At 55.0% G+C, this 21,999-nt stretch carries 19 protein-coding genes and 7 tRNA genes; 23 read left to right on the top strand and 3 right to left on the bottom strand.

What is annotated here, in order from left to right:
- Positions 1 to 44: 44 nt before the first annotated feature.
- Complete coding sequence (nagE, locus tag OVA10_RS18335) at positions 45 to 2,063, bottom strand: N-acetylglucosamine-specific PTS transporter subunit IIBC (protein WP_102104164.1); 2,019 nt, start codon at positions 2,061 to 2,063, stop codon at positions 45 to 47.
- Between the two features lie 331 nt (positions 2,064 to 2,394).
- On the opposite strand from nagE, the gene nagB reads away from it, so the two are divergent.
- The 12 genes from nagB to OVA10_RS18395 all read left to right on the top strand — a co-directional run bounded on the left by nagB (position 2,395) and on the right by OVA10_RS18395 (position 9,273).
- Positions 2,395 to 3,195 carry a glucosamine-6-phosphate deaminase gene (gene nagB, locus OVA10_RS18340; RefSeq protein ID WP_100777205.1) on the top strand — a complete coding sequence of 267 codons (801 nt, stop codon included), beginning with the start codon at positions 2,395 to 2,397 and terminating at the stop codon, positions 3,193 to 3,195.
- A 55-nt stretch (positions 3,196 to 3,250) separates the two neighbouring features.
- Entirely contained in the window at positions 3,251 to 4,399 is a 1,149-nt protein-coding gene (gene nagA, locus OVA10_RS18345) for an N-acetylglucosamine-6-phosphate deacetylase (RefSeq protein ID WP_268196572.1), read from the top strand.
- A gap of 8 nt (positions 4,400 to 4,407) precedes the next feature.
- Positions 4,408 to 5,628, top strand: coding sequence for a DNA-binding transcriptional regulator NagC (nagC, locus tag OVA10_RS18350; RefSeq protein ID WP_100777207.1), 1,221 nt, complete (start codon positions 4,408 to 4,410; stop codon positions 5,626 to 5,628).
- A gap of 47 nt (positions 5,629 to 5,675) precedes the next feature.
- Positions 5,676 to 6,428, top strand: a complete 753-nt coding sequence (locus OVA10_RS18355; protein ID WP_268196573.1) for an HAD-IIA family hydrolase — start codon at positions 5,676 to 5,678, stop codon at positions 6,426 to 6,428.
- Positions 6,429 to 6,678: 250 nt separating this feature from the next.
- Positions 6,679 to 8,343: an asparagine synthase B gene (asnB, locus tag OVA10_RS18360; protein ID WP_268196574.1), complete on the top strand. Its 1,665-nt coding sequence runs from the start codon at positions 6,679 to 6,681 to the stop codon at positions 8,341 to 8,343.
- Positions 8,344 to 8,567: 224 nt separating this feature from the next.
- Positions 8,568 to 8,644, top strand: a tRNA-Met gene (locus OVA10_RS18365).
- Positions 8,645 to 8,653: 9 nt separating this feature from the next.
- Positions 8,654 to 8,738 (top strand) — tRNA-Leu (locus tag OVA10_RS18370).
- 23 nt (positions 8,739 to 8,761) lie between these two features.
- Positions 8,762 to 8,836: transfer RNA gene (locus OVA10_RS18375), tRNA-Gln, on the top strand.
- A 32-nt stretch (positions 8,837 to 8,868) separates the two neighbouring features.
- A tRNA-Gln gene (locus OVA10_RS18380) sits at positions 8,869 to 8,943 on the top strand.
- A 16-nt stretch (positions 8,944 to 8,959) separates the two neighbouring features.
- A tRNA-Met gene (locus OVA10_RS18385) sits at positions 8,960 to 9,036 on the top strand.
- Positions 9,037 to 9,080: 44 nt separating this feature from the next.
- Positions 9,081 to 9,155: transfer RNA gene (locus OVA10_RS18390), tRNA-Gln, on the top strand.
- A 43-nt stretch (positions 9,156 to 9,198) separates the two neighbouring features.
- A tRNA-Gln gene (locus OVA10_RS18395) sits at positions 9,199 to 9,273 on the top strand.
- 93 nt (positions 9,274 to 9,366) lie between these two features.
- Here OVA10_RS18395 and ubiF read toward each other — a convergent pair.
- Complete coding sequence (ubiF, locus tag OVA10_RS18400; RefSeq protein ID WP_268196575.1) at positions 9,367 to 10,542, bottom strand: 3-demethoxyubiquinol 3-hydroxylase; 1,176 nt, start codon at positions 10,540 to 10,542, stop codon at positions 9,367 to 9,369.
- Between the two features lie 136 nt (positions 10,543 to 10,678).
- On the opposite strand from ubiF, the gene miaB reads away from it, so the two are divergent.
- From miaB to rihA, 10 genes are all read left to right on the top strand, one after another.
- Positions 10,679 to 12,103, top strand: coding sequence for a tRNA (N6-isopentenyl adenosine(37)-C2)-methylthiotransferase MiaB (gene miaB / locus OVA10_RS18405; RefSeq protein WP_100777211.1), 1,425 nt, complete (start codon positions 10,679 to 10,681; stop codon positions 12,101 to 12,103).
- 172 nt (positions 12,104 to 12,275) lie between these two features.
- Positions 12,276 to 13,322 (top strand): PhoH family protein, encoded by a 1,047-nt coding sequence (locus tag OVA10_RS18410; protein ID WP_181827485.1) that lies wholly within the window; start codon positions 12,276 to 12,278, stop codon positions 13,320 to 13,322.
- A complete protein-coding gene (gene ybeY, locus OVA10_RS18415) occupies positions 13,319 to 13,786 on the top strand; it encodes an rRNA maturation RNase YbeY (RefSeq protein WP_100777213.1) in 468 nt (155 codons plus the stop codon). The genes OVA10_RS18410 and ybeY overlap by 4 nt, the downstream gene beginning before the upstream one ends.
- 101 nt (positions 13,787 to 13,887) lie before the next feature.
- Positions 13,888 to 14,766: a CNNM family magnesium/cobalt transport protein CorC gene (corC, locus tag OVA10_RS18420; protein WP_100777214.1), complete on the top strand. Its 879-nt coding sequence runs from the start codon at positions 13,888 to 13,890 to the stop codon at positions 14,764 to 14,766.
- A gap of 5 nt (positions 14,767 to 14,771) precedes the next feature.
- Positions 14,772 to 16,310, top strand: a complete 1,539-nt coding sequence (gene lnt / locus OVA10_RS18425) for an apolipoprotein N-acyltransferase (RefSeq protein WP_100777215.1) — start codon at positions 14,772 to 14,774, stop codon at positions 16,308 to 16,310.
- A 401-nt stretch (positions 16,311 to 16,711) separates the two neighbouring features.
- On the top strand, positions 16,712 to 17,617 hold the full coding sequence (locus OVA10_RS18430) for an amino acid ABC transporter substrate-binding protein (RefSeq protein ID WP_142503628.1): 906 nt from the start codon (positions 16,712 to 16,714) through the stop codon (positions 17,615 to 17,617).
- A 157-nt stretch (positions 17,618 to 17,774) separates the two neighbouring features.
- Positions 17,775 to 18,515: an amino acid ABC transporter permease gene (locus OVA10_RS18435; RefSeq protein ID WP_102104168.1), complete on the top strand. Its 741-nt coding sequence runs from the start codon at positions 17,775 to 17,777 to the stop codon at positions 18,513 to 18,515.
- Positions 18,515 to 19,192 carry a glutamate/aspartate ABC transporter permease GltK gene (gltK, locus tag OVA10_RS18440; protein ID WP_100777217.1) on the top strand — a complete coding sequence of 226 codons (678 nt, stop codon included), beginning with the start codon at positions 18,515 to 18,517 and terminating at the stop codon, positions 19,190 to 19,192. Before OVA10_RS18435 ends, gltK begins: the two co-directional genes overlap by 1 nt.
- Entirely contained in the window at positions 19,189 to 19,914 is a 726-nt protein-coding gene (locus tag OVA10_RS18445; protein ID WP_107704044.1) for an amino acid ABC transporter ATP-binding protein, read from the top strand. The genes gltK and OVA10_RS18445 overlap by 4 nt, the downstream gene beginning before the upstream one ends.
- A gap of 120 nt (positions 19,915 to 20,034) precedes the next feature.
- Entirely contained in the window at positions 20,035 to 20,970 is a 936-nt protein-coding gene (gene rihA, locus OVA10_RS18450; RefSeq protein ID WP_268196576.1) for a pyrimidine-specific ribonucleoside hydrolase RihA, read from the top strand.
- A 79-nt stretch (positions 20,971 to 21,049) separates the two neighbouring features.
- Here the strand turns inward: rihA and OVA10_RS18455 are convergent, their stop codons facing one another.
- Positions 21,050 to 21,532 (bottom strand): zinc ribbon-containing protein, encoded by a 483-nt coding sequence (locus OVA10_RS18455; protein WP_100777220.1) that lies wholly within the window; start codon positions 21,530 to 21,532, stop codon positions 21,050 to 21,052.
- A gap of 173 nt (positions 21,533 to 21,705) precedes the next feature.
- Here OVA10_RS18455 and OVA10_RS18460 point away from each other — a divergent pair, with 173 nt between their 5' ends.
- Positions 21,706 to 21,870, top strand: a complete 165-nt coding sequence (locus OVA10_RS18460) for a YnfU family zinc-binding protein (protein ID WP_164971751.1) — start codon at positions 21,706 to 21,708, stop codon at positions 21,868 to 21,870.
- Positions 21,871 to 21,999: the final 129 nt, after the last annotated feature.

Raw genomic sequence — 21,999 nt, forward strand, 5'->3', positions numbered from 1 at the left:
AGGATATCCCCCGCCGCTTAAGGCATGACTCTACTCAGGAGCGATTACTTGCCTTTAATCTCATACAGTGGCGTTTGACCGGCCACAACCTGACCTTTCGCCTGGAGAACCAGACCGCTAAAGTCGTCGATATTGCTGCAAACAACCGGGCTGATCATGGAGCGTGCATTGGCGTTCAGGAAGTCCAGATCCATTTCCAGAATCGGCTGACCTGCCACCACTTCGGCACCCTCTTCGACCAGACGCGTGAAGCCTTTACCGCCCAGAGCAACGGTGTCGATACCCATGTGGACCACGATCTCAGCGCCTTTCTCGGTTTCGAGGCAGAACGCATGGTTCGTGTTGAAGATTTTCACGATGGTGCCGGCTGCTGGAGAGACCACGGTTTTTTCCGTTGGCTTCACGGCTACGCCGTCACCGACAGCTTTGCTGGCGAACGCTTCATCAGGAACCTGCTCCAGGGCAACCACTTCACCGGTGACTGGTGAAACCAGCGCGGCGATGGTGGTGGCATTAGGAACAGCCTGCGGTTTAGCAGCAGCGGGGGCAGCGGCGACAGGTGCAGCTTCAGAAGCGGCTACCGGGCCAGTGGTTTTCATGGCATTAGCGATTTTTTCTGCCACGAAGCCCACGATAATCTGCACGCTGGTTTTGTTCAGACGAATCACACCGGATGCGCCGAGACGTTTTGCCAGTGCTTCGTTAACCAGAGAAGAATCTTTGACGCTGAGGCGCAGACGCGTGATACAGGCGTCGATACCGGTCAGGTTGTCAGAACCGCCCACAGCGGCGATGTACTGACGCGCCAGACCTGCAACATCCTGCTCTTTGTCACCGCTCACATTCACGTCCTGACCATCTGCTTCGCTACCGGCAACAGCCAGTTCGCGACCCGGAGTCATCAGGTTGAATTTGGTGATAGTGAAGCGGAACACCACGTAGTAAATCACAAAGAACACCAGACCCTGAGGGATCAGCATCCACCAGTGCGTGGCCAGCGGGTTACGGGAAGAGAGAACCATATCCACCAGACCCGCACTGAAGCCGAAGCCTGCAATCCAGTGCATTGATGCGGCGATGAATACGGAGATACCGGTCAGCACTGCGTGGATCACGTACAGAACCGGTGCCACGAACATGAAGGAGAATTCCAGCGGCTCGGTGATACCTGTGAAGAAGGCCGCGAATGCGCCCGCCATCATGATACCCAGAACTTTTGCTTTGTTCTCTGGACGTGCGCAGTGGTAGATGGCCAGCGCTGCACCCGGCAGACCGAACATCATAATCGGGAAGAAGCCCGCCTGGTAACGACCGGTGATACCGACAACCGCTTTACCTGCTTCGATGGACTGTGCGCCGCCGAGGAAGTTAGGGATATCGTTAATACCTGCAACGTCAAACCAGAACACAGAGTTCAGCGCGTGGTGCAGACCGACCGGAATCAGCAGACGGTTGAAGAACGCGTAGATACCCGCCCCTGCAGAGCCGAGTTTCTGGATGTGTTCACCGAAGTTCACCAGACCGTCGAAGATCACCGGCCAGACGTACATCAGAATGAACGCCACGGCGATCATCACGAAGGAGGTCAGAATCGGCACCAGACGACGACCGCTGAAGAACGACAGCGCCTTCGGCAGCTCAACGCCGCTGAAGCGGTTGTACAGTTCCGCAGAGATGATACCCACCAGGATACCGACGAACTGGTTGCTGATCTTACCGAACGCGGCAGGCACCTGGTCCACCGGGATCTTCTGAATCATAGCAACCGCGGCCGGAGAACAGAGTGTGGTCAACACGAGGAAGCCCACAAAACCGGTCAGTGCTGCTGCACCGTCTTTATCTTTGGACATACCATAAGCGACACCAATCGCAAACAGTACAGACATATTGTCGATGATGGCGGAACCGGACTTGATGAACAGCGCCGCAAGCGCGTTATCACCACCCCAGCTAACCGGGTCAATCCAGTAACCCACACCCATCAGAATTGCTGCCGCCGGCAGCGTGGCGACCGGCACCATCAGTGCGCGGCCAACCTTTTGTAAATAACCTAGAATACTCACTTGTGCTTCCCCCTATGAGACCCCGTTTAAGGCACGTTCTCAGCTGTTTTTTATTGTGTCACTAACTTATCAATACAGTTGATGAATCACTGGCATTCTGAGTGTGTGAAAAATTAATTCGTATCGCAAATTAAATGCATACTTTTTGTGAGTTTTGTCACCAAATATCGTTATTAACCCTCCCTTTTGCTGGCTAACAGTGAAAACTTATTTTATCATTCAAAAAATCAAGTCGGATTGCCCCCTGCCTCGCGTGATCCAGGTTACGCTTATTTCAGGTCAAGGCGCGCCATCCGCCCACTTTTTTTAACTTTAACTTTAGAGGTGAACAATGAGACTGATTCCCCTGGCGACTGCTGAACAAGTCGGTAAATGGGCTGCACGCCATATCGTTAACCGCATCAACGCGTTCAAACCTACTGCCGATCGTCCTTTCGTTCTGGGTCTGCCAACCGGTGGCACACCACTGACCGCGTATAAAGCTCTGGTCGAAATGCATAAATCAGGCCAGGTTAGCTTCAAACATGTTGTCACCTTCAACATGGACGAATACGTCGGCCTGCCGAAGGAGCACCCGGAGAGCTACCATAGCTTCATGCACCGTAATTTCTTTGATCACGTTGATATCCCAGCTGAAAATATTAACCTGCTGAATGGCAACGCGCCTGATATTGACGCAGAATGCCGCCAGTACGAAGAAAAAATCCGCTCTTACGGCAAAATCAACCTGTTCATGGGCGGCGTGGGCAACGACGGTCACATCGCGTTCAACGAACCGGCCTCTTCTCTGGCGTCTCGCACCCGTATTAAAACCCTGACCCATGACACCCGCGTGGCAAACTCTCGCTTCTTTGATGGCGACGTAAGCCAGGTGCCAAAATACGCCCTGACCGTTGGCGTGGGCACCCTGCTGGATGCCGAAGAAGTGATGATTCTGGTGCTGGGTAATGTGAAAGCGCAGGCCCTGCAAGCTGCCGTTGAAGGCAACGTTAACCACATGTGGACCATCAGCTGCCTGCAGTTGCATCCGAAAGCCGTTGTGGTGTGCGATGAACCGTCTACCATGGAACTGAAAGTGAAGACGCTGAAATACTTCAACGAGTTAGAAGCTGAAAACATTAAAGGTCTGTAATTGATGAGCCGCCTCTTCCCTGAGAGGCGGTCGATTTTTTAAACCGGGGGTCGTTATGTACGCTTTAACCCACGGTCGGATTTATACCGGCCATGAAATTCTGGATGACCATGCGATTGTTATCGCCAATGGCCTGATTGAACGTGTCTGCCCACAGGCTGAATTACCGCCAGAGATCGAACAGCGCTCACTCAATGGAGCAATCATCTCCCCCGGTTTTATCGACGTCCAGCTTAACGGCTGCGGCGGCGTGCAGTTCAATGACACGCCAGAGGCGGTCACGGTTGAAACGCTGGAGATCATGCAGAAAGCCAATGAGAAATCAGGCTGCACCAGCTATCTGCCAACGCTGATTACTTCCGATGACACGCTGATGAAGCAAGGTATCCGCGTGATGCGTGAATACCTGGCGAAATACCCGCATCAGGCGCTGGGTCTGCACCTTGAAGGTCCCTGGCTGAACATTGTGAAGAAAGGCACCCACAACCCGAATTACGTGCGCAAGCCAGACCCCGAGCTGGTCGACTTCATGTGCGCTAATGCCGATGTGATCACCAAAGTCACGCTGGCACCGGAAATGACCGGGCCGGATGTGATCAGCAAACTGGCGGCGGCAGGCATCGTCGTCTCTGCGGGTCACTCCAATGCGACACTCGCCGAAGCGAAAACCGGTTTCCGCGCAGGTATAACCTTTGCGACCCACCTTTATAATGCCATGCCGTACATTACGGGCCGCGAACCTGGGCTGGTCGGTGCGATTCTTGATGAGCCGGACGTTTACTGTGGCATTATTGCTGATGGCCTGCATGTGGATTACACCAACATCCGCAACGCGAAACGCCTGAAAGGCGATAAGCTGTGCCTGGTCACCGATGCTACCGCACCGGCAGGGGCAAATATTGAACAGTTCATTTTTGCTGGTAAAACAATATACTACCGCAACGGACTGTGCGTAGATGAGAACGGAACGCTGAGCGGCTCTGCGCTGACGATGATCGAAGGGGTTCGTAACCTCGTTGAACATTGCAGCATTGCGCTGGATGAAGTGCTGCGTATGGCAACACTCTACCCGGCTCGCGCGATCGGCGTGGACGAACAGCTGGGCGGTATCGCACCGGGCATGGTGGCTAACCTCACCGCCTTCACGCGCGATTATAAAATTATTAAGACCATCGTTAATGGTAACGAGGTCGTCACTGAGTAAGTAAAAGTATGACATCTGGCGGACAAGCTCAAATTGGTAATGTTGACCTCGTTAAACAACTCAACAGTGCGGCTGTTTATCGCCTGATTGACCAGCATGGTCCAATCTCGCGTATTCAGATCGCCGAACAGAGCCAGCTTGCCCCCGCCAGTGTGACCAAAATCACGCGTCAGCTGATTGAGCGCGGATTGATCAAAGAAGTTGATCAGCAGGCCTCCACCGGGGGCCGCCGCGCCATCTCCATCATTACCGAAACCCGCAATTTCCACGCCATCGGCGTGCGTCTTGGCCGTCACGACACTACGCTCACCCTGTACGATCTGAGCAGCAAAGTGGTGGCGGAAGAGCACTATCCCCTGCCCGAACGAACTCAGGAGACGCTGGAACACGCGCTGCTGAATACCATCGCGCAGTTTATTGACAGCTGCCAGCGTAAAATCCGCGAGCTGATCGCCATTTCAGTGATCCTGCCAGGCCTGGTCGACCCGGAGAGCGGCGTGATTCGCTATATGCCCCATATCCCGGTCGAAAACTGGGGGCTGGTCGGCGCGCTGGAAAAACGTTTCAACGTCACCTGTTATGTCGGCCACGATATCCGCAGCCTGGCGCTGGCAGAGCACTACTTTGGTGCGAGTCAGGATTGCGAAGACTCTATTCTGGTGCGCGTACACCGCGGTACCGGGGCCGGGATCATCTCCAACGGCCGCATTTTTATTGGCCGTAACGGCAACGTCGGTGAGATTGGCCATATTCAGGTCGATCCCCTCGGCGAGCGCTGCCACTGCGGTAATTTCGGTTGTCTGGAAACAGTCGCGGCCAATGCAGCGATTGAACACCGGGTGCGTCATCTGCTTGAACAGGGCTACCAGAGCCGTATCACCCTGGACGATTGCAAGATCAACACTATCTGCAAAGCGGCCAACAAAGGCGATGCCCTTGCCTGCGAAGTGATTGAGCAGGTCGGCCGCCATCTGGGTAAAACCATCGCTATTGCTATCAACCTGTTCAATCCGCAAAAAGTGGTGATTGCCGGTGAAATTACCGAAGCGGAAAAAGTGCTGCTTCCGGCCATCGAAGGCTGCATCAATACTCAGGCGCTGAAAGCCTTCCGCCAGAACCTGCCCGTCGTGCGCTCGACGCTCGATCACCGCTCCGCCATTGGTGCTTTTGCGCTGGTGAAACGCGCCATGCTTAACGGTCTGCTGCTCCAGCGTTTGCTGGAAAGCTAACAGCCCTTTATAGTTACGCCTTCTTTTTTTGAGATGCCAGGTAGTCCATGACCATTCAGAATGTGATTTGTGATATTGACGGCGTGCTGATGCACGATAACGTTGCGGTGCCCGGTGCCGCTGAGTTTCTGAACCGTATTCTGGAAAAGGGAATGCCGCTGGTTCTGCTGACTAACTATCCGTCGCAGACCGGCCAGGATCTGGCCAACCGCTTCGCCACCGCCGGTGTCGACGTGCCGGACAGCCTGTTTTACACCTCCGCCATGGCGACCGCCGACTTCCTGAAACGTCAGGAAGGAAAAAAGGCTTACGTGGTCGGGGAAGGCGCGCTGATCCATGAGCTATACAAAGCCGGATTCACCATCACCGATGTCAACCCGGATTTCGTCATCGTGGGTGAGACCCGCTCATTTAACTGGGAAATGATGCACAAAGCCGCCTATTTTGTGGCAACAGGCGCGCGCTTTATTGCCACCAACCCGGATACCCACGGGCGCGGATATTACCCGGCGTGCGGCGCGCTCTGCGCGGGCATCGAGAAAATCTCTGGCCGTAAACCTTTCGTGGTAGGCAAACCTAGCCCATGGATTGTGCGCGCGGCGCTCAACAAAATGCAGGCCCACTCCGAGCAAACGGTGATTGTCGGCGATAACCTGCGTACAGATATTCTGGCTGGGTTCCAGGCCGGGCTTGAAACGATCCTTGTGCTCTCGGGCGTCTCCACCCTGGATGACATTGACGCTATGCCGTTCAGGCCGAGCTGGATTTACCCGTCGGTTGCTGAAATCGACGTTATATGACGAAAAACCACGCCGCTGAGCGTGGTTTCTCATTTTCAGGCCTTAAAAACGCAACGCCATCTAATAAAAAACGCAATCCTTTGCATAATCATCAATAAATCTGCTCACGGCATACTCTTTTTTCAACATTCAGCAATGACTGTTGCGTTATTTGCGTTTTCGCCCGTAAAAGTCTTGCGCGCACACCGTGTTTTGCGGCATTTTCATAAGCAAGCAACATCACACTGCAACAGGGTTAACGGAGAAGGTTATGTGTTCAATTTTTGGCGTACTGGATATCAAGACTGACGCGGGCGAACTGCGTAAAAAAGCACTGGAGCTTTCTCGCCTGATGCGTCACCGCGGCCCGGACTGGTCCGGCGTGTACGCAAGCGATAAAGCAATTCTGGCTCACGAACGTCTGTCGATTGTTGATGTCAACGCTGGTGCCCAGCCGCTGTATAACGAGAAAAAAACTCACGCGCTGGCCGTTAACGGTGAAATCTACAACCATCAGGCGCTGCGCGCGGAATACGGCGATCGCTACGCGTTCCAGACGGGTTCCGACTGCGAAGTCATCCTTGCCCTGTATCAGGAAAAAGGACCCGAATTCCTGGACGATCTGCAGGGCATGTTTGCCTTCGCCCTGTACGACAGCGAAAAAGACGCCTATCTGATTGGCCGCGACCACATCGGTATTATCCCGCTGTATATGGGTCACGACGAACACGGCAACTTCTACGTCGCCTCTGAAATGAAAGCCCTGGTCCCGGTTTGCCGCACCATTAAAGAGTTCCCGGCAGGCAGCTACCTGTGGAGCAAAGACGGCGAAATCCGTCAGTATTACCAGCGCGACTGGTTCGATTTCGACGCGGTGAAAGATAACGTCACCGACAAAAACGCGCTGCGTCAGGCGCTGGAAGATTCGGTAAAAAGCCACCTGATGTCAGACGTGCCTTACGGCGTGCTGCTTTCTGGCGGTCTGGACTCCTCCGTGATCTCCGCGATCACCAAAAAGTTCGCTGCGCGCCGCGTGGAAGACGGAGAACGTTCTGAAGCCTGGTGGCCGCAGCTGCACTCCTTCGCCGTAGGCCTGGAAGGTGCACCGGATCTGAAAGCCGCGCAGGAAGTGGCAAACCATCTGGGTACCGTGCACCATGAAATTCACTTCACCGTGCAGGAAGGTCTGGATGCGATCCGCGACGTGATTTATCACATCGAAACCTACGACGTGACCACCATTCGCGCATCCACCCCGATGTACCTGATGTCGCGCAAAATCAAAGCGATGGGCATTAAAATGGTGCTGTCGGGCGAAGGGTCTGACGAAGTGTTTGGCGGTTATCTGTACTTCCACAAAGCGCCTAACGCCAAAGAGTTGCACGAAGAGACGGTGCGTAAACTGCAGGCGCTGCATATGTTTGACTGCGCACGCGCTAACAAAGCGATGTCCGCCTGGGGCGTGGAGGCCCGCGTGCCGTTCCTCGATAAATCGTTCCTCGACGTGGCCATGCGCATCAACCCGCAGGATAAAATGTGCGGCAACGGTAAAATGGAGAAACATATCCTGCGTGAATGTTTCGAATCTTACCTGCCGGCAAGCGTCGCATGGCGTCAGAAAGAACAGTTCTCCGACGGCGTGGGCTACAGCTGGATCGACACCCTGAAAGAGGTGGCGGCGAAGCAGGTTTCCGATCAACAACTGGACACCGCCAGCTTCCGCTTCCCGTACAACACGCCTGGCTCGAAAGAAGCGTATCTGTACCGTGAAATCTTCGAAGAACTTTTCCCGGTCGCAAGCGCGGCAGAATGTGTGCCTGGCGGCCCGTCAGTGGCCTGCTCTTCAGCGAAAGCCATCGAATGGGATGAATCGTTCAAATCCATGAACGATCCATCAGGACGCGCGGTAGGGGTTCACCAGTCGGCCTATAAGTAATCGCCAGAATCGTACTCAGGCCCTTCGGGGCCTTTTTTATGCCTCGCGTTTTGCTGAACAAAAACGATTAATAACCAATAATTGCCGATTATTCGGCCACGCTGTTCGCAACCTAACCAAACAGTCACAATCCGGCCATTTTCGTTGAAAAAGGTATTGACGCTGCAAAGCTCTATACGCATAATGCGCCCCGCAACGCCGATAAGGTAACGCGAAAAAAAGATGGCTACGTAGCTCAGTTGGTTAGAGCACATCACTCATAATGATGGGGTCACAGGTTCGAATCCCGTCGTAGCCACCATCTTTTTTTGCGGGAGTGGCGAAATTGGTAGACGCACCAGATTTAGGTTCTGGCGCCGCAAGGTGTGCGAGTTCAAGTCTCGCCTCCCGCACCATTTCCAGTTCCGCGTTGCACGGATGGGGTATCGCCAAGCGGTAAGGCACCGGTTTTTGATACCGGCATTCCCTGGTTCGAATCCAGGTACCCCAGCCATCTTCTTCGATTTAGCGGTTCTCCGCGGTTATTGGGGTATCGCCAAGCGGTAAGGCACCGGTTTTTGATACCGGCATTCCCTGGTTCGAATCCAGGTACCCCAGCCATCGAAGAAAGCAGTCTGGCTACGTAGCTCAGTTGGTTAGAGCACATCACTCATAATGATGGGGTCACAGGTTCGAATCCCGTCGTAGCCACCAAATTAGGAATTTATCGATTATTTCGATAAACTAGAAAAAATTGTTGGGGTATCGCCAAGCGGTAAGGCTCTGGTTTCTGATACCAGCATTCCGAGGTTCGAATCCTCGTACCCCAGCCAATTTCAAAAGTCGTTAGATTGTTGTTTGTCTAACGCACCCTGTTGGGGTATCGCCAAGCGGTAAGGCTCTGGTTTCTGATACCAGCATTCCGAGGTTCGAATCCTCGTACCCCAGCCACTTAATAGCAAAAAAGCCCGCTCTGCGGGCTTTTTTGTTTTTGTGCTCTGGAGATATCCCCCTCCCTCACAACAACGAGGGAGGAGACAGAACCTACAGACCTAACGCGTACTTCAATGCCTGACGCTTCAATCCGCCCGCACGCTCGGCCGCCATCAGACCCACATTGCGCAGAATCCGCACCGGGCCGAGATCGTTGCTGAATCCCGCATAAAACAGATCCATCCCCGACTGCATCAAAAAGTTATCCGCCATGCGACGCGTCTGGTAGCGCTTCAGCACAGCCGCACTCGACCAGGGTTCCGCATAGTCACGCGCGCTGCTCATCACCGATAACAACGCTTCGACGTCACGATATCCCAGGTTAACACCCTGCCCGGCCAGCGGATGAATGGTATGCGCGGCATCCCCCACCAGCGCCAGCCCTTCTTGCGCATATTGCAGGGCGTGGCGACGGGTTAACGGGAATCCCCCCGCCGCCACCGGCGTCACCGCGCCGAGACGCGCCGGGAAGTGTTTTTCGATTTCGCACTGCAGCTGATCCATCGACAAACTTTGCAGCTGACGAATGCGCGCCGGCGTGTCGTACCACACCAGCGACGCCCAGTGTCCAAAGAGCGGTAAAAAGGCATGCGGACCGTTGGGGGTAAAGTGCTGCCAGGTACTGTCGCCCGGCTCATTTTCACATTTAACGGTAATCAGCATACAAGATTGCTGATACTGCCAGGCGTGAATACCAATCCCGGCCATCTGACGCACCTGTGAATTCGCACCGTCGGCCCCCACGACCAGCTTCACGGCCAGTTCATCGCCGTTAGCCAGCTCCAGCAAATAACCGCCCTCATGGCGATGCAGCGCTTTCAGAGAATCCGGAACGTGCAGCGTCACGTTCTCATGTGCCTCCAGCGCCTGCCACAGGGCTAGCTGCAGAACGTTATTCTCCACCATGTAGCCCAGCAGCGGCAGCTTCAGTTCAGCGGCGTCAAAGGTCACATGCGCGGTTTCCCACTCCCACGTCTCCAGTCGACGATACGGATGGGCGCGCATCGCAAGGATCGCCTCCCACACGCCCAGCCCGCGCAGCAGATCGACCGACGCGGCGCTGATCGCCGAGATCCGCACGTCCGGCTGCTGAGCCTCGTCAAATTCGGGGGGCGCGGCCTGCTCGATCACCGTTACCTGAAATCCCTGTTGTGCCAGTCCCAGCGCCAGTGCGCCGCCGACCATCCCGCCGCCGACCACGGCGATTTCGGTTTTCTGGAGTGTCATGGTCAATAATCCTTTGAAGAGAATCCCTTAAGTTTACCGGATTTTTTCTCCCTTGAGGCAGCCAACCTTCATACTGGTCACAACCCCACCAAAGCATTACAATACGCGGCTTGCAATCCTGAGCCTGAGCAAGTCGATGACTAAAAAACTCCATATAAAAACCTGGGGCTGTCAGATGAATGAATACGATTCATCGAAGATGGCCGATCTGCTGAATGCCACCCACGGGTATCAACTGACTGAAGTGGCAGAAGAAGCCGATGTGCTGTTGCTTAACACCTGCTCAATCCGTGAAAAAGCGCAGGAAAAAGTCTTCCACCTGTTAGGTCGCTGGAAACTCCTCAAAAAGAAAAATCCGGACCTGATTATCGGCGTCGGCGGCTGCGTGGCCTCACAAGAGGGCAAACTGATCCGTCAACGCGCCCATTACGTCGATATTGTGTTTGGCCCGCAAACTCTTCATCGCCTGCCGGAGATGATTAACTCAGTGCGCGGCGATCGCAGCCCGGTGGTTGACGTCAGTTTCCCTGAAATCGAGAAATTTGATCGTCTGCCGGAGCCGCGTGCCGATGGCCCAAGCGCCTACGTCTCCATCATGGAAGGCTGCAACAAATACTGCACCTACTGCGTCGTGCCTTATACGCGCGGTGAAGAGGTCAGCCGCCCTTGCGACGATATTCTGTTTGAAGTGGCCCAGCTGGCGGCTCAGGGCGTGCGTGAAGTGAACCTGCTCGGCCAGAACGTGAACGCCTGGCGTGGCGCAAACTACGACGGCTCCACCGGCACCTTCGCCGAGCTGCTGCGTCTGGTTGCCGCCATTGACGGTATCGACCGCGTGCGTTTCACCACTAGCCATCCGATCGAATTTACCGATGACATCATTGATGTCTATCGCGATACGCCAGAGCTGGTGAGCTTCCTGCACCTGCCGGTTCAGTGCGGCTCTGACCGCGTGCTGAACCTGATGGGCCGCACGCATACGGTGCTGGAGTACAAAGCCATCATCCGCAAGCTGCGTGAAGCGCGCCCGGATATCCAGATTAGCTCCGACTTTATCGTCGGCTTCCCTGGCGAAACCACCGACGACTTCGCGCGTACTATGAAGCTGATTGGCGAAGTCAATTTCGACACCAGCTTTAGCTTTATCTTCTCTGCCCGTCCGGGCACGCCAGCCGCCGATATGGTGGACGATGTACCGGAAGAGGAGAAAAAACAGCGTCTCTATATTCTGCAGGAGCGTATCAACCAGCAGGTCAACGCCTGGAGCCGCCGTATGCTCGGCACCACGCAGCGTATTCTGGTGGAAGGCACGTCGCGTAAGAGCCTGATGCAGCTCTCTGGGCGTACCGAGAACAACCGCGTGGTGAACTTCGAAGGCACTCCGGACATGATCGGTAAGTTTGTCGATATCGAAATCCAGGAAGTGCTCACCAACTCCATGCGCGGCAAACTGGTGCGCACGGAAGCGGAAATGGGCCTGCGCGTCGCCGAAACGCCAGCGTCTGTTATTGCCCGCACGCGTAAAGAAAACGATTTGGGTGTCGGTGTTTACCAGCCTTAATCCATTCAGGCCTGTCGCTCTGGCAGGCCTTGTATTTCCCCTCTGCGTCCCCAATATGCAACCATAAGCTTGCGCCTTTAAACTGTGGCGTGAATAATTTCGTAAAGACGACTCGTCTGTAAGTCAGTTCGGCACGTTGCTCTCTGACCCTACACACATTAAGAGGAACAGTTTGAATACAGAAACGCGTGAACTTACCCTGGAGCCAGCAGACAACGCTCGCCTGCTGAGCCTGTGCGGGCCGTTTGATGACAACATCAAACAACTGGAGCGACGTCTGGGTATCGAAATCAATCGTCGCGATAATCACTTCAAACTCACCGGACGCGCCATCTGCGTCAACGCCGCTGCGGACATTCTGCGCAGCCTGTATGTCGATACCGCCCCGATGCGCGGCGAAACTCAGGATATCGAGCCTGAGCACATCCACCTCGCCATTAAAGAAGCGCGAGTGCTGGAGCAGAGCGCGGAAAGCGTGCCGGACTACGGCAAGGCCATCAATATCAAAACCAAGCGTGGCGTCATCAAGCCGCGTACGCCAAACCAGGCGCAGTACATCGCCAATATTCTCGACCATGACATCACCTTCGGCGTCGGCCCGGCGGGGACGGGTAAAACTTATCTGGCCGTTGCCGCCGCCGTCGATGCACTGGAGCGTCAGGATATTCGTCGTATCCTGCTGACGCGCCCGGCGGTTGAAGCCGGTGAGAAACTGGGCTTCCTGCCCGGCGATCTGAGCCAGAAAGTAGACCCGTATCTGCGCCCGCTGTATGACGCCCTGTTTGAAATGCTCGGCTTCGAGAAAGTGGAAAAACTGATCGAGCGTAACGTCATCGAAGTCGCCCCGCTCGCCTATATGCGCGGCCGTACGCTGAACGATGCGTTTATCATTCTCGATGAGAGCCAGAACACCACCATCGAACAGATGAAGATGTTCCTGACCCGTATCGGCTTCAACTCGAAAGCGGTTATTACCGGCGATATCACCCAGATCGACCTGCCGCGCAGCACCAAATCCGGTCTGCGTCACGCCATCGAAGTGCTGGCGGAAGTGGACGAAATTAGCTTCAACTTCTTCAACAGCGAAGACGTGGTGCGCCATCCGGTGGTCGCCCGCATCGTCAACGCCTATGAAGCGTGGGAAGAAGCAGAACAAAAACGTAAAGCAGAACAGGCCGCGGAACGAAAACGCGAAGCCCAGGAGCATGAGAATAAATGAGTCAGGTGATCCTCGATTTACAGCTAGCCTGTGAAGACAATTCCGGTTTGCCGGAAGAGCGTCAGTTTCAAACATGGCTGGATGCGGTGATCCCGCAGTTTCAGGAAGAGTCAGAAGTCACGATTCGCCTGGTCGACGAAGCGGAGAGCCACGAGCTGAACCTGACCTATCGCGGGAAAGATAAGCCGACCAACGTGCTCTCTTTCCCGTTTGAAGCGCCGCCGGGCATCGAAATGCCGCTGCTTGGCGACCTGATCATCTGCCGCCAGGTGGTAGAACAGGAAGCCAAAGAGCAGCAAAAGCCGCTCGACGCTCACTGGGCGCATATGGTTATCCACGGCAGTCTGCATCTGCTGGGTTATGATCATATTGAAGACGAAGAAGCGGAAGAGATGGAATCCCTCGAGACAGAGATAATGCTTGCTCTGGGCTATGAGGATCCGTACATTGCCGAGAAAGAATAGTCAGTTAAGCATCAGGCTTTATTGACCGATCAGGCCGCCGCATATGGACCTTTCCTGCGGCGGCGCGCATTAAACTCACAAGAGAACCCTTAACAAACGCCATGAGCGACGACAATTCACACAGTAGCGACACGACAACCAGTAAGAAGGGATTTTTCTCCCTCATTCTGAGCCAGCTGTTCCACGGCGAACCGAAAAACCGTGATGAACTCCTGGAGCTGATTCGTGATTCCGGGCAGAACGATCTTATCGACGAAGATACGCGCGAAATGCTCGAAGGGGTCATGGACATCGCCGACCAGCGCGTTCGCGATATTATGATCCCCCGCTCGCAGATGATTACCCTGAAACGCAACCAGACTCTGGACGAGTGCCTCGATGTGATCATCGAATCGGCCCACTCGCGTTTCCCGGTGATCAGCGAAGACAAAGATCACATTGAAGGGATTCTGATGGCCAAGGATCTGCTGCCGTTTATGCGCAGCGATGCCGAAGCTTTCAGCATGGAAAAAGTGTTACGCCAGGCGGTGGTGGTCCCGGAAAGCAAGCGCGTTGACCGCATGCTGAAAGAGTTCCGCTCCCAGCGCTACCACATGGCGATTGTTATCGATGAATTTGGCGGTGTTTCCGGCCTTGTGACTATCGAAGATATTCTCGAACTGATCGTCGGTGAAATCGAAGATGAGTACGACGAAGAAGACGATATCGAATTCCGTCAGCTGAGCCGCCATACCTGGACCGTGCGCGCGCTGGCCTCCATTGAAGAGTTTAACGACACCTTTGGCACCCACTTCAGCGATGAAGAGGTGGATACCATTGGCGGGCTGGTGATGCAGGCCTTTGGCCATCTCCCGGCGCGCGGCGAGTCCGTTGACATCGATGGTTACCAGTTCAAGGTCGCTATGGCCGACAGCCGACGTATTATTCAGGTTCACGTCAGAATGCCGGACGACTCCCCGGTGCCAAAACTGGAAGATTAATGTAAATGGCATTTGCCCCACTGCTTGAACGCCAGCGCGTCCGTTTGCTGCTGGCGCTGTTGCTCGGAGCCAGCGGAACGCTGGCTTTTTCTCCTTATGACATCTGGCCTGCCGCCCTCCTCTCACTGATGGGGCTGCAAGGGCTGACGCTGAATCGCCGCCCGATTCAGGCTGCGGCCATCGGCTACTTCTGGGGTCTGGGCCTGTTTGGCTCCGGCATTAACTGGGTTTACGTCAGTATCGCGCAGTTCGGCGGTATGCCTGGCCCGGTTAACGTCTTCCTGGTGGTGCTCCTGGCGGCGTATCTCTCGCTGTATACCGGTCTCTTCGCGGGGATTTTGTCGCGCCTGTGGCCGAAAACCAGCTGGCTGCGCGTGGCGATTGCGGCACCTGTGGTCTGGCAAATCACCGAGTTTTTACGCGGCTGGGTGCTGACCGGCTTCCCGTGGCTGCAGTTTGGCTACAGCCAGATCGATGGCCCGCTAAAAGGCCTGGCGCCGGTGATGGGCGTGGAGGCGATCAACTTCCTGCTGATGGTGGTGAGTGGTCTGCTGGTACTGGCCCTGGTGCAGCGCAACTGGAAACCGCTGGTCGCGGCAGTGGTGCTGTTTGCCCTTCCCTTCCCGCTGCGCTTTATCCAGTGGTTCACTCTGGAACCCGCGCGCGCAACTCAGGTGTCGATGGTGCAGGGCAATATTCCGCAGTCGCTGAAGTGGGATGAGAACCAGCTGATTAATACGCTGAAAATCTATCTCGATGCGACGCAGAAAGAGATGGGCAAATCTGACCTGATTATCTGGCCGGAGTCTGCGATTCCCGACCTGGAGATCAACCAGCAGCGTTTCCTGAGCATGATGGACGATCTGCTGCGCGCGAAGAACAGCACGCTGATCACCGGGATTGTCGACGCGCGGCTGAACAAACAGAACCGTTACGACACCTACAACACGATTATCACGCTCGGCAAAGACAACCCGTACAGCTACGAATCGGCGAATCGTTACAACAAAAACCACCTGGTGCCGTTTGGTGAGTTTGTCCCGCTGGAAACGATTCTGCGTCCGCTGGCGCCGTTCTTCGATCTGCCAATGTCGTCCTTCAGCCGTGGGCCTTATGTCCAGCCGCAGCTTCATGCGCATGGCCTGGCGCTGACCCCGGCGATCTGTTACGAAATCATCCTTGGCGAACAGGTGCGCGATAACTTCCGTCCCGATACGGATTATCTGTTGACCATCTCCAACGATGCCTGGTTTGGCAAGTCGATTGGCCCGTGGCAGCACTTCCAGATGGCGCGCATGCGTTCCCTGGAGCTGGCCCGTCCGCTGCTGCGCAGCACCAATAACGGCATTACCGCCGTGATTGGTCCGCAGGGTGAAATCCAGGCGATGATCCCGCAATTCACACGTGCCGTGCTGACAACCACCGTCACGCCAACCTCCGGCCTCACGCCGTATGCTCGCACCGGCAACTGGCCGCTGTGGATCCTGACGGTACTGTTTGGTTTTGGCGCTGTGTTAATGAGTTTGCGTCAGCGTCGTAAGTAATCCCCCCAGCGCCCGGCGGCATTTCGCTTGCCGGGCCTTCATTCCTCATTCCCAGGCCAGGTCTGGCACAACACATCTGATACCCGGCAAATCCCCCCGACTCCCATTTCTGGCACGCCTATTGCTTTGTTAAATCACAAATTCAGTGGTTTGGCTTAACGTGCAACGTTGGCGCACCACCGCAGTTCATCGGTAGCACCGAAACGGTGCAGGCAGATATTTTTGCCTCTGAATGGTGCGGCGCGCTTCGCAAAAATAAACAATAACGCAGCAAAATCTTTACATTAAGCCAGACTAAATGTTAACAAGCTTGCATAACACTGCACTCGCATCGCGCGAGATATAACAACATCACAATGGGTATCAATGCGTCATTGGCGCAGATAATAAAGGAGTTGGGTATGCAATTACGTAAACTGGCCACAGCAATGCTGGTAATGGGGATGTCCGCAGGCGTCGTTCACGCTGAAGACGCTCCGGCTGCCGGGAGCACTCTCGACAAGATTGCCAAAAATGGCGTGATCGTGGTCGGCCACCGTGAATCTTCCGTCCCGTTCTCATACTACGACAACACGCAAAAAGTCGTAGGCTACTCTCAGGACTACTCCAACGCGATCGTAGAAGCGGTCAAGAAAAAGCTCAACAAACCTGACCTGCAGGTGAAGCTGATTCCAATTACGTCGCAAAACCGTATTCCTCTGCTGCAAAACGGCACCTTCGATTTTGAGTGTGGTTCCACCACCAACAACCTCGAACGTCAGAAACAAGCGGCCTTCTCCGACACCATCTTCGTGGTCGGTACGCGTCTGCTGACCAAAAAAGGCGGCGAGATTAAAGACTTCGCAGACCTGAAAGGCAAAGCGGTTGTTGTGACTTCCGGTACCACCTCTGAAGTGCTGCTGCACAAGCTCAACGACGAGAAAAAACTGGATATGCGCATCATCAGCGCGAAAGACCACGGTGACTCTTTCCGTACGCTGGAGAGCGGCCGCGCGGTGGCATTCATGATGGATGACGCGCTGCTGGCGGGCGAACGTGCAAAAGCGAAGAAACCAGACAACTGGGACATCGTCGGCACGGCGCAGTCGAAAGAGGCATACGGCTGTATGCTGCGTAAAGACGACGCAAGCTTCAAAAAGCTGATCGATGACACCATCGCTCAGGTTCAGACCTCCGGCGAAGCGGAAAAATGGTTCGATAAGTGGTTCAAGAACCCGATTCCACCAAAAAATCTCAACATGAACTTTGAACTGTCTGACGACATGAAAGCCCTGTTCAAAGAACCAAACGACAAAGCACTTAACTAATTAGAACCATTAAGGGGCGGGATCTCCTGCCCTCTCGATTGTCGGGAAGCGCGGACAGACTATACGTTGAGAGGTCGTTCCCCACTCAGCGCGAACATTGAGCTTCTCACCAATCTTCGAGGGTAGCGCTGCTACCCTTTTTTTTCTGGAGTTTATTATGTCAATAGACTGGAACTGGGGCATTTTTCTGCAACAAGCCCCGTTCGGCAACACCACCTATCTTGGCTGGCTGTGGAGCGGCTTTCAGGTCACCGTTGCGTTATCGATAACGGCCTGGATAATCGCTTTCCTGGTCGGTTCCCTGTTCGGTATTTTACGTACCGTTCCGAACCGTTTTCTCTCTTCCCTGGGTACCCTGTACGTCGAACTGTTCCGTAACGTTCCGCTCATCGTGCAGTTCTTTACCTGGTATCTGGTTGTACCTGAACTGCTGCCGGAAAATCTCGGCATGTGGTTTAAATCTGAGCTGGACCCGAATATTCAGTTCTTTGTCTCCTCGATGCTCTGCCTTGGCCTGTTCACCGCTGCGCGCGTGTGCGAGCAGGTGCGTGCTGCGATTCAGTCGCTGCCGCGCGGGCAAAAGAACGCCGCACTGGCGATGGGCCTGACGCTGCCGCAAAGCTACCGCTACGTGCTGCTGCCAAACGCTTACCGCGTAATCGTTCCGCCGATGACCTCCGAGATGATGAACCTGGTGAAAAACTCGGCCATCGCCTCCACCATTGGTCTGGTCGATATGGCGGCGCAGGCGGGCAAGCTGCTGGATTACTCCGCCCACGCGTGGGAATCTTTCACCGCCATTACCGTGGCCTATGTGCTGATTAACGCTTTCATCATGCTGGTGATGAACCTGGTTGAACGTAAAACTCGCCTGCCGGGCAATCTGGGGGGCAAATAATGTACGAGTTTGACTGGAGTTCCATTGTTCCCGCCATGCCCTATCTGCTCGACGGGCTGGTTATTACCTTAAAAATCACCGCCATTGCGATCGTGGTTGGTATTGTCTGGGGCACGATTTTGGCGGTCATGCGCCTGTCGAGCTTCAAGCCTTTCGCCTGGTTCGCTACCGCCTACGTCAACGTCTTCCGCTCCATTCCGCTGGTGATGGTGCTGCTGTGGTTTTATCTGATCGTCCCCGGCCTGCTGCAAAACGTGCTAGGGCTGTCGCCGAAAACCGATATCCGCCTGATCTCTGCCATGGTCGCGTTCTCAATGTTTGAGGCGGCGTACTATTCGGAAATTATTCGCGCGGGTATTCAGAGCATCTCTCGCGGACAATCGAGCGCGGCGCTGGCGCTGGGGATGACCCACTGGCAGTCCATGAAGCTCATTATTCTGCCGCAGGCGTTTCGCGCCATGGTCCCGCTGCTGCTGACGCAGGGCATCGTTCTTTTCCAGGATACCTCGCTTGTGTATGTGCTGAGCCTCGCGGACTTCTTCCGTACGGCCTCCACTATCGGCGAACGCGACGGTACGCAGGTTGAGATGATCCTGTTCGCAGGTGCGGTTTATTTTGCAATTAGTTTAAGCGCGTCGCTGTTGGTTACCTGGCTGAAGAAAAGGACAGTCTCATGATTTCCCTGAAAAATGTTTCTAAATGGTATGGGCACTTTCAGGTGCTGACCGACTGCTCCACCGAAGTGAAAAAAGGCGAAGTGGTTGTGGTATGCGGGCCGTCTGGCTCCGGTAAATCGACGTTGATTAAAACCGTCAACGGCCTGGAACCGGTGCAGAAAGGCGAGATTGTCGTCGATGGCACGAAGGTCAACGACAAAAATACCAACCTGGCGAAACTGCGTTCCCACGTCGGGATGGTGTTCCAGCACTTTGAGCTGTTCCCGCACCTGTCGATTATCGAGAACCTGACGCTGGCGCAGGTAAAAGTGCTGAAACGCGACAAAAAAGCGGCGCGTGATAAAGGCTTAAAACTGCTGGAACGCGTGGGGCTGTCGGCTCACGCCGATAAGTTCCCGGCCCAGCTCTCCGGTGGTCAGCAACAGCGTGTGGCGATTGCGCGCGCGCTGTGCATGGATCCTATCGCCATGCTGTTTGATGAACCGACCTCCGCGCTTGATCCCGAAATGATCAACGAAGTGCTGGATGTGATGGTGGAGCTGGCGCACGAAGGGATGACCATGATGGTGGTGACCCACGAGATGGGCTTTGCCCGTAAAGTGGCCAACCGCGTGATCTTTATGGACGAAGGGAAAATTGTCGAAGATTCGCCGAAAGAGGACTTCTTCGCAAATCCGCAATCCGATCGCGCCAAAGATTTCCTCGCCAAAATCCTGCACTGATCAACCGGGTGCGCAATCTTCGGATTGCGCACCACTTCACGCTTTAGGTCTCTTCTTCTCGTCTGCTTCATCTTGCGGCGTTAACCTTGTCACAAAATAACGCCAAAAATGGAGCACCCTATGCCACTGCCGATCATTCTCGATTGCGATCCTGGTCATGATGACGCTATCGCGCTTGTCCTTGCCCTCGCCTCACCGGAATTAGCCCTCAAAGCCGTCACCTCCTCCGCCGGTAACCAGACCCCGGACAAAACCCTGCGCAATGTGTTACGCATGCTGACCCTGCTCAATCGCATGGATATCCCGGTGGCGGGCGGCGCGGTGAAACCGCTGATGCGCGATCTGATCATCGCCGATAACGTTCACGGCGAGAGCGGGCTGGACGGCCCGGCGCTGCCGGAACCTGGCTTTGAACCGCAACACTGCACGGGGGTTGAGCTGATGGCGAACGTGCTGCGAGACAGCGACGAGCCGGTGACGCTTGTGGCGACAGGCCCGCAAACCAACGTGGCACTGCTGCTCAACAGCCATCCGGAACTGCACGCAAAAATCGCGCGGATTGTGATCATGGGTGGAGCGATGGGGCTGGGGAACTGGACGCCCGCGGCAGAGTTCAACATCTTCGTCGATCCGGAAGCCGCAGAAATTGTCTTCCAGTCGGGCATCCCGATTGTGATGGCCGGTCTGGATGTCACCCACCGGGCGCAGATCATGGCAGAGGATATCGCGCGTTTTCGCGCAATTGGCAATCCTGTTGCCACCACGGTCGCTGAGCTACTCGACTTCTTTATGGAATACCACAAAACCGAGAAATGGGGCTTCCAGGGCGCGCCGCTGCACGATCCGTGCACCATCGCCTGGCTGCTGAAACCGGAGATTTTCACGACCGTTGATCGTTGGGTAGGAGTTGAAACCCAGGGGAAATACACTCAGGGCATGACGGTGGTGGATTATTATTTCCTGACGGGCAATACGCCGAATACCACGCTGATGGTGGATATCAACCGGGAAGCGTTTGTCGATTTGCTGGCCGAGAGACTGAAGTTTTACGCCTAATCAGTGCGCCGGGCGGCGCTGCGCTTTTCCGGCCTACGGTTTTGCAGGCCCGGTAAACGTCGCGCCACCGGCGTTGAGGTTACGGCTCGAAAGGCCGTCTCTGGAACTGGTCATGGCCGCATTTCGGGCAGCGCGGCAGAACGTCCGGGGTATACACCGCCAGATGGAAATGGCAGTTTTCACAGACCAGGTTGCCCAGCCCAACTACCTCGCCGCTGTGATACACACCGTGATGGTTCAGATCCTGAAACACTTCGCGCCACTCCAGCTGGGTTTTATCGGTGATATCTGCCAGCTCCTGCCACAGACTCTCTTTAATCACCCGCATAAATACGCTGTCGGTAACGTCGTTTTGACTCTCTTCGTAGCTTCGCGCGAACTCCTCAAGGTCGCGGCGCACGGCTCGCGTCACCTCTTCCACTTCGGTGCGCGTCAACTCACCCGTCTGTACAACCCGAACACGCGCCTGCTCGACAAGAGCATCAATATCACGTTCGCCGTTACGCAGGCGCTCCGTCAGTGTGGCAACCAGTTCGCGGTAAAATTGAGCAACCTTGTTCATCCTTTCGCCTCCCGGGTAAGTAACTGTCTCTAATAATAGACCTTATTTTGCCGCTGCTTTGTCAGGTCGACCACAGACCGGGTAAATTCCTGCAAAGGCGTGATGCGATACCGTGCACAGTATTTGAACAGTTCGTGCTAGGATGAAGCTCATTCATTGAAAGGTTAATCATCATGTCTCTTCTCGATTACGCAATGAAGCTTATCGGTGGCGCATCAACCACCACCGTGACTTGCCCGCACTGCGGCCTCAAGTCCTCCCACCCGACCTCCAAAATTCGTCTCAAACAGGCCATGCTGTGCCCCGGCTGTAAAGCCCTGTTTGTTGCTCCACGCTGATTGCACGCGCGCCCTTTGGCGCAACATCGGTGTTCTATACTGAAGTAAGAGTCCAGCAGCTGTTAAATCCAAGATGCCCCACACCCATCCTGAGAGAACGTTTCTGATCTGATTTCACAACTGCTCCTG

It is taken from the genome of Lelliottia sp. SL45 (genome assembly GCF_026672535.1).
In the GTDB taxonomy this organism is placed as follows: Bacteria; Pseudomonadota; Gammaproteobacteria; order Enterobacterales; family Enterobacteriaceae; genus Enterobacter; species Enterobacter nimipressuralis.